Here is a 7,253-nt window from a genome sequence, read left to right on the forward strand (position 1 = left end):
TCCGCCCGGGATCGTTTAAAACAAGGTCTCTGCCTGGCATCGAGCGATCACGGAGGTTACGCAAAGCGCAAATGCATCGCGTGTTTGAGAACTTCGTCGAGCAACTGTCTGCAAGTGTTGATGCTGCCGATCTCCGTGAGGCAATGGCATCCGCTGCAGCCGGCTTCGATTTTCCGCTATTCGCCTATTTCACTTACCCGTCGGCCCCCGGCGACGCCCCGCAATTGATCTCAAACTATCCTTCATCCTGGACATCACGTTATCTGCAACAGCGGTACCACAGTCTTGATCCGGTCATCCTGCGCGGGCTGCAAGGCTGGGATACCTTTGATTGGGGTGTGGATCGCGCTCGGCACTGTCTGCCGAATTCGCAGCAACAAATTCTGGAGAGTGCGGCTGAGTTTGGCATCCGCGGCGGCCTGACGATATCCATGCATGATCATTGCGGCCGGTTTGCTGCCCTGACCTTTGCTTCCGACGAGTCCCGCCCGCCTCTGTTGCGGTCACTGACACGTTACGAAAAAGCATTGCAGCTGGTGGCCATCAACTTTCATATCCATGTCCGGCGCAGGCTCGCCGACGATCGCGTGGTGGATGGTGTAACGCTCACCCCGCGGGAGTTCGAGTGCCTGAAATGGGCGGCGCGCGGCAAGTCGGCTTGGGTTATCAGCCAGCTTCTCGGCGTCTCAAAGCGCACCGTGACCTTTCATCTGGAAAACGCCAAGGCAAAGCTTGGCGTTCGAACGATCAACCAGGCCGTTGCACGACTGGCTGCCTCCGGCCAGGCGAGATCCTGATTCGTCGGCCACGATAGCTGTAAACCTCTACAGGCTGCATCGCTGCCGGCTTTGCCCTTCGATGGCGGGAACACATTCCGCACGGAGGCGACCATGATGCAGCTGATAACACCAGACCTTTACGACGAGTTCGCAAGCGAGCTCAAAGAGATGCACGGGCTCAGGTTTCGGGTGTTCAAGGAAAGGCTCGATTGGGAAGTTGATACCGAAGACCAGATGGAAACAGACCCGTTTGATGGTCTGAAGCCTGTCTATCTGCTCCTCAAGGGATCCGACTGGCGAATTCGCGGTTGCGTGCGTCTTTTGCCCAGCACCGGACCCACAATGTTGCGCGACACGTTCCCGGTGCTGCTGGGTGCTGACGTCGTGCCCTCGACCTCCGACATATGGGAGAGCAGTCGTTTCGCGCTCGATCTTCCTCCGTCGGCGCCCAAGGCAGCGGGCGGACTGGCCCAGGCAACCTACGAGCTCTTCGCGGGCATGATCGAGTTCGGCTTGGCCAAGGATCTGACCCGGATAGTAACGGTGACGGACACGCGCATGGAACGGATCCTTCGCCTCGCGACGTGGCCATTGTCGCGCATCGGACAACCCAAGTCCGTCGGCAAAACGGAGGCGGTGGCCGGGTTTCTCGAGATTTCCCGCGCGAGCCTTTTGCGCATCCGCAGCAGGGGACGTCTGAGCGGACCGGTACTGTGGCAACCGGTTCTAGGCCCGTCGGCATTGTGGACACCTGAGCCGTGAATGATGCTGGTCTGCCCAAGGAAGCGACGGTCGGTCTTGTATGCTGGCCGGACTGGCGTCGTCACGAAGCTTACCACTACGCCAGACGATTGCCACGCACTGCCTGGGCCTGGGAGTTTCTTCGGCGCAATCCACAATTCCAGCGCGACCACGCCAAAATGGCACCGTCCGCCTGCATTGTCGGAGCCCAGGCCGACATGAACATAATCGAGTTGACGACAGGATCATCTTTCCTAAGACAATGGAGCCTCCTTTTTCGCGGACGCGCCACAGTCGGACGCTACGTCGGCAAGGGTCTTTTGGGATCCGCGCGACTGCGCCCGTATTCTACGAGCGGCCGCGGAGCTGGTTGGGCTCGACCACGATTTTGAACCGCTTGATCTTTCGTCGCTCTCATGCTGCAAGGACATCCTGCTGACACCTGCCGGCGTGCAGCACGTGCTGCTGAGGGAGGACTGCCGGAGTCTGCAGATCGCCCTTTCCGGTGCATCCGTTCTCCGCCCGTTGCGGCTATATGTCGACGCGATCGTGCAGCCGCAGCACCTGAAGTTCCATGTCGCTGCCCTTCAGTTCCTGAACGACATCAGTGGTTGCGGCCGCCTGGCAGCTGCTTGCTTTCCGCCGGAACCCCGCGGAGCGCGTCTGCGTATCGTGCTCCAGGCTTTGGATGGCTCGCTTGCGGGAGCATCTCATCAGGAGATCGCCATTGCCCTGTTCGGGAGACGCCGTGTCGAAGAAGATTGGTCTCATCCAGGTAGCCATCTTCGCGATCAGGTGCGTCGCGCCATCCAACGTGGCCGCTACCTGATGGGCGGTGGCTATAGACAGTTCCTGATGTAATTCGGGTGACAGCTCGGTGATTGTCTTATCCGAAAACGGGCAGGCATCAATCTCCATTTCTCACTGCTATTGTGCCTTGTACAAAACGTGACACGCGCCTAGTTCTTCCGCTGCGGGAATCGGGTTTGAGTAATACGGACGAAGCACTGAGAACCAACGCTTTCGTGATAGTGCATTCATGCCCCGAGAATCCTGATGACCGTTACGAACCCCAAGAAAGCCGGCGCTGACTGAAACGGTCGCTGAACGTGCTCTGTGGCGTGCGCCGCCTGACTCTCGGTTTCGGCCATGCCGACTAACAGCGTTTTGATAGGCCATCGCGGGCTAAGCTCTACCGGCGAAAGCCGCGTCAAAGCGGCAGGCAATCAGAAACTAGATCGGCGGCGACGATGATTATGATCAACGTGACGAACACGTGAACCATGCCGACGGCGCCGACGTTGCCGATGATGATGATGCCGACCATGCGTCGCTGATGCTGCCTAACTACAGTGCTGTGTGATCATGCCGATCGCCGCGTGACCACGAGCGGCGGCGGTTCGTGGTCAGGTGCGTGGCCGGGATGATCGCGCATGGCCGATTGTTCCTTCGTGCCGCGGGGTGTGGGCTTGCGTTCGGTCATGAGGACGTCAGGCGCAACGAAGAAGTTAGATCAGGGCCCCAAACGCGGCTTATCCATGGGGTGGATGATAGCTATCCCTACAATCAATTATACCAATATTACCCAATACTACTAGAAGATCCCCCAATGAAAGCGGCCGGATGGGTATCCGTCTCGCGTAGGCTGAAGCTGCCGGCAAGAATGGGAAGACGAACATGTGCGGGATTGTTGGCATCGTTGGGCAACAGCCGGTGTCGGATCGGTTGGTCGACGCATTGAAGCGTTTGGAATATCGCGGCTATGATTCCGCCGGCGTTGCGACGATCACCGAAGGTGCCTTGCACCGCCGGCGCGCCGAGGGCAAGCTCGTCAATCTCGAGAGGAGACTGAAGGAAGAGCCGCTGAGCGGGAACATCGGCATCGGCCACACGCGTTGGGCAACCCATGGGGCCTCGACGGAACGCAATGCGCACCCGCACTTTGCCGACGGTGTCGCCGTCGTCCATAACGGCATCATCGAGAATTTCACCGAGCTGAAGGACGAATTGGCGGCGGCTGGCGCCGAGTTCCAGACCGACACCGACACCGAGGTCATCGCGCATCTCTTGGCAAGACACCGCCGGGAGGGCATGAGGCGGCAAGAGGCGATGCGTGCCATGCTGAAACGCGTCAGGGGCGCCTATGCGCTTGCCGTCCTCTTCGAAGATGATCCGTCGACCATCATGGCGGCGCGCAACGGACCACCGCTGGCGATCGGTCACGGCGACGGCGAGATGTTCCTGGGCTCCGACGCGATCGCGCTTGCTCCCTTCACCAATGAAATTACCTATCTCATCGAGGGCGACTGGGCCATTGTCGGCAATTCGGGCGCCCATATCTTCGATTTCGACGGCCATCCCGTCGAGCGTCCGCGCCATACCTCCACGGCCGCGGCCGATCTGGCCAGCAAGGGCAATCATCGCCACTTCATGGAGAAGGAAATCTACGAGCAGCCCGAAGTCATCGCCCATGCTCTCCGTCACTATAGCAACATCATAGAGAATCGCGCCGACATGGTTTCTGGCATCGATTTCGCCAGGATCCCGAGCTTGGCGATCTCGGCCTGCGGGACCGCCTATCTCGCCGGACTGATCGGAAAATACTGGTTCGAGCGCTATGCGCGCCTGACGGTTGAAATCGACGTTGCGTCCGAATTCCGTTACCGCGAGATCCCGTTGTCGCCGCAGTCGGCGGCTCTTTTCATTTCGCAGTCCGGCGAAACCGCCGATACGCTCGCATCGTTGAGGTACTGCAAGGAGCGTGGGCTGAAAATTGGCGCTATCGTCAATGCCTGCGAATCGACCATCGCTCGGGAGGCCGATGCGGTCTTCCCGATCCTTGCCGGACCGGAGATCGGCGTCGCCTCCACCAAGGCGTTTACCTGCCAGCTTGCCGTTCTAGCCGCACTCGCCATCGGCGCCGCCAGAGCCCGCGGGACCGTAACCGAAGACGAGCTGCAGGCGCTCGTCAGGAGCCTCGCCGAAGTGCCGCGCGTCATGGGCCAGGTACTCAACAGCATCCAGCCGGAGATCGAGTTCCTGTCGCGCGAACTGTCAAAGTGTCGTGACGTCCTGTATCTCGGCCGTGGCACCAGTTTCCCGCTAGCGATGGAAGGTGCGCTGAAGCTCAAGGAGATTTCCTACATCCATGCCGAGGGCTATGCGGCGGGTGAATTGAAGCACGGTCCGATCGCATTGATCGACGACAACATGCCAGTGATCGTCATCGCGCCCCATGATCGCTTTTTCGACAAGACCGTCTCCAACATGCAGGAAGTGGCTGCCCGTGGAGGGCGGATTATCCTCATCACCGATGAAAAAGGGGCAGCCGCATCGAAACTCAACACCATGCACACGCTCGTGTTGCCGGCTGTCGACGAGATTATCGCGCCGATGATCTTCTCGCTGCCGATACAGCTTCTTGCCTACCACACGGCGCTCTTCATGGGCACAGACGTAGACCAGCCGCGCAATCTCGCAAAATCGGTCACGGTCGAGTGATTGTGAACCTTTATAGGTAGCGACGCTTGTCCATCTTCGCTGCATCGGCGGTGGAAATTGGTCGAAGGTATCAGCGTCCGCGAGGCTGGGTGGACGGTGCCGCGAATAGCCACTGGAGGCGTCAGTGAGAGTTCGAGTTGCTGTTCAAGAAAGCCATCGGGGAGAATGAGTCGTGTAGGATCGCAGGTCGAATGCGCTACAGCCGATCAGGCCATCTCATGGCGGGCAGGTTCTTAGAACTTGATCAAAAGCAGGTGAGCCGCCATATTCCGACCCGGCTGCCAATTTCAAGTGGCCCATTCCATGGATGAGGCCGGTCCGGCCGAATGGACGTCCATTTTTTTGATTTGCTGGGTGTGCGCCAGGGTCGGGGAGGAAATCTCCCGATTTGTCAGGCGCTCCCATCTTCTTGGAGATGTTTATGAAGGATTCGCGCATTCCCGAGCCAGTCTTGACGGCTATGTCGCAGGGGACCCACATCATCCGCGCTTATCGTGAGCACCTTGGGTATTCAATCGAGGACCTCGCGGTCGCGTGCGGGCTTGCCGCTCAGGAAATCCAAAACATCGAGCGGGGTCTAAAGTACAATAAGGGCTATCGGAATCGGATAGCGAGATCGCTGTCCATACCTGTGGGAATTCTTGAGGCAGAGTCGGACATATCGGACGCCGCCTGATCAGTCGGATAATCTGCAATGGGTGGAAGACCGCTCTTGTGATGTGACGTTTGCGGCTGATAGTCGTCGCTTGATTCCGTTGGACGCGAAAGCCTTCTGGCGCAGTACCGCCAAGAGAATTCTCGTCCACTGTCCGAGTCAGGAACTGCACACGGGCTCGCCGAACAGGAAGTTGGAACGCTTCGTCATGCTGTCTTAGGCGATATAGCCGCCCGGAGTGCTGCGACACGTGCACGATAGCATTGGCTCGCGAGGATGGATTGCTAACGGCGAACCCATGCTGGTCGGCAAGGCGATACTGGCTGGAGCATCAACTCGGCCGACGAGAGTGGCCCCCCATCCTAGGCAGGATCGGCCGACATGGCCGGCATCGCGAGCCGCTCTGAAAAGAGCACAGCGGGCATCCAGACGCTGCCGGGTTGACTATGGGTGTCGGAACCGCAAAAAGGGGCTGCTCTTCATGAGTGGCGTGCGCCGGCAGTCTAACCCCAAGCCCCCCGCCAGGCTGCCGGCGCGCTTCTAGCCGCCTTGATGCACGGCGATAAGCTTTTGACGGCCTGAAGCGACGTTGTGGTCGCCGTTGCGGTGCTTTTCCACGCGCCTCGTCAGGCGCCGGGATTGCTCCGTCGTGATGGCAGGCGGGGGTTTGCAGGTTGCGGTCGACGGGTTCGTTTCGGGGCGTCTGCCCCCATCGTATGTCGCGAGTTGGGGGATGCGATCGAGGACGATGCGCAGGATGCGCTGGTCGGGGCACGATGTCGGCAGGTGCAGGCGGATTTGCGATTTCATCTCGACCACCCGCGCAGCGATTTTGATGAGGCGCAATCGCAGCGTGTCGAATTGGGCGACGGCAAAGCTCGAGCGCCTCGGCATCGCGGCCCGCAAGCCCCACATCAACCAGTAAGCTCCGGCATGCAGGAATAGCCGGAACTGGTTGGCCGTCGCTCTGGTGCAGGATGTGCGGTCGGCGGCAAGATGCGTCTTCCACGACTTGATGTGGTTCTCGGCCGCGCCGCGCCGGCAGTAGACATCCTCGTAGAGCGCCTTGGCCTTCCCACCGGCAAGGTTGGTGACGACGAAGCGGATATCGCCACCTTGGGCGCCGACCTCGACCCGCGTGATGATGCGCTCGACGCGGCTCCAACTAGCGGCGCCGTCAACAACTCCTTGAACCTGCGGACCTTGCCTGTCTTGGCCGACGCTTCGAAGCGCGCCGTCGTGCTGGCCTCCAGATCCGCGACATGCTTGCGCAGGGTCGTGGTGGGCGCGAGGCCAAAGATGAAGTCGACGTCGTTGGCGCGGCACCAGTCGATGACCTTCGGGTTGCAATAATGGCTATCGCCGCGGAGCAGGATTCGAATGTTCGGCCAGTTGATCCGGATCGCCCGCACCAGACGGCGCAGGTGGGGGCGGATCTCAGCCCCACTCGGCCGCTTGGCCGGTCGCAGGATCGCGCTGACGAACCGTCCCGCACCATCGAACACGACGATCGGCTGGAAGCCGTACTCGTCATGGTGGGCATTGAACAGGCGAAGCTGTTGGCCTCCGTGCACAGC

6 protein-coding genes and 1 pseudogene are annotated in these 7,253 nt (G+C 60.0%); 6 read left to right on the forward strand and 1 reads right to left on the reverse strand.

All coding sequences use genetic code 11. The features are described from left to right. The first annotated feature begins 71 nt into the window (after positions 1-71). From NKJ15_RS28075 to NKJ15_RS28100, 6 genes are all read left to right on the forward strand, one after another. Positions 72-797, forward strand: coding sequence for a LuxR family transcriptional regulator (locus NKJ15_RS28075; protein WP_352518022.1), 726 nt, complete (start codon positions 72-74; stop codon positions 795-797). Between the two features lie 93 nt (positions 798-890). Further along, positions 891-1,541, forward strand: a complete 651-nt coding sequence (locus NKJ15_RS28080) for an acyl-homoserine-lactone synthase (RefSeq protein ID WP_352458529.1) — start codon at positions 891-893, stop codon at positions 1,539-1,541. Next, positions 1,538-1,912 carry a transcriptional regulator domain-containing protein gene (locus NKJ15_RS28085; RefSeq protein ID WP_352819074.1) on the forward strand — a complete coding sequence of 125 codons (375 nt, stop codon included), beginning with the start codon at positions 1,538-1,540 and terminating at the stop codon, positions 1,910-1,912. The genes NKJ15_RS28080 and NKJ15_RS28085 overlap by 4 nt, the downstream gene beginning before the upstream one ends. Positions 1,913-2,069: 157 nt before the next feature. Then, positions 2,070-2,381, forward strand: coding sequence for a DUF2285 domain-containing protein (locus NKJ15_RS28090; RefSeq protein WP_352549694.1), 312 nt, complete (start codon positions 2,070-2,072; stop codon positions 2,379-2,381). An 816-nt stretch (positions 2,382-3,197) separates the two neighbouring features. After that, positions 3,198-5,021 carry a glutamine--fructose-6-phosphate transaminase (isomerizing) gene (glmS, locus tag NKJ15_RS28095; protein WP_352819075.1) on the forward strand — a complete coding sequence of 608 codons (1,824 nt, stop codon included), beginning with the start codon at positions 3,198-3,200 and terminating at the stop codon, positions 5,019-5,021. A gap of 460 nt (positions 5,022-5,481) precedes the next feature. After that, the gene (locus NKJ15_RS28100; RefSeq protein ID WP_352453550.1) at positions 5,482-5,697 is read left to right on the forward strand and encodes a helix-turn-helix domain-containing protein; all 216 of its coding nucleotides are present in this window, start codon (positions 5,482-5,484) and stop codon (positions 5,695-5,697) included. A gap of 702 nt (positions 5,698-6,399) precedes the next feature. Here the strand turns inward: NKJ15_RS28100 and NKJ15_RS28105 are convergent. Continuing rightward, positions 6,400-7,253 (reverse strand): annotated as a pseudogene (locus tag NKJ15_RS28105) (IS1380 family transposase); the annotation flags it as partial.

The organism is Mesorhizobium sp. M0207 (assembly GCF_040321995.1).
Lineage (GTDB): Bacteria > Pseudomonadota > Alphaproteobacteria > Rhizobiales > Rhizobiaceae > Mesorhizobium.

Bases quoted from the DNA above. Each gene is read 5' to 3' on its own strand.
- NKJ15_RS28075 (WP_352518022.1), top strand. From the start codon at position 72: ATGCATCGCGTGTTTGAGAACTTCGTCGAGCAACTGTCTGCAAGTGTT.
- NKJ15_RS28080 (WP_352458529.1), top strand. From the start codon at position 891: ATGATGCAGCTGATAACACCAGACCTTTACGACGAGTTCGCAAGCGAG.
- glmS (WP_352819075.1), top strand. From the start codon at position 3,198: ATGTGCGGGATTGTTGGCATCGTTGGGCAACAGCCGGTGTCGGATCGG.
- NKJ15_RS28100 (WP_352453550.1), top strand. From the start codon at position 5,482: ATGTCGCAGGGGACCCACATCATCCGCGCTTATCGTGAGCACCTTGGG.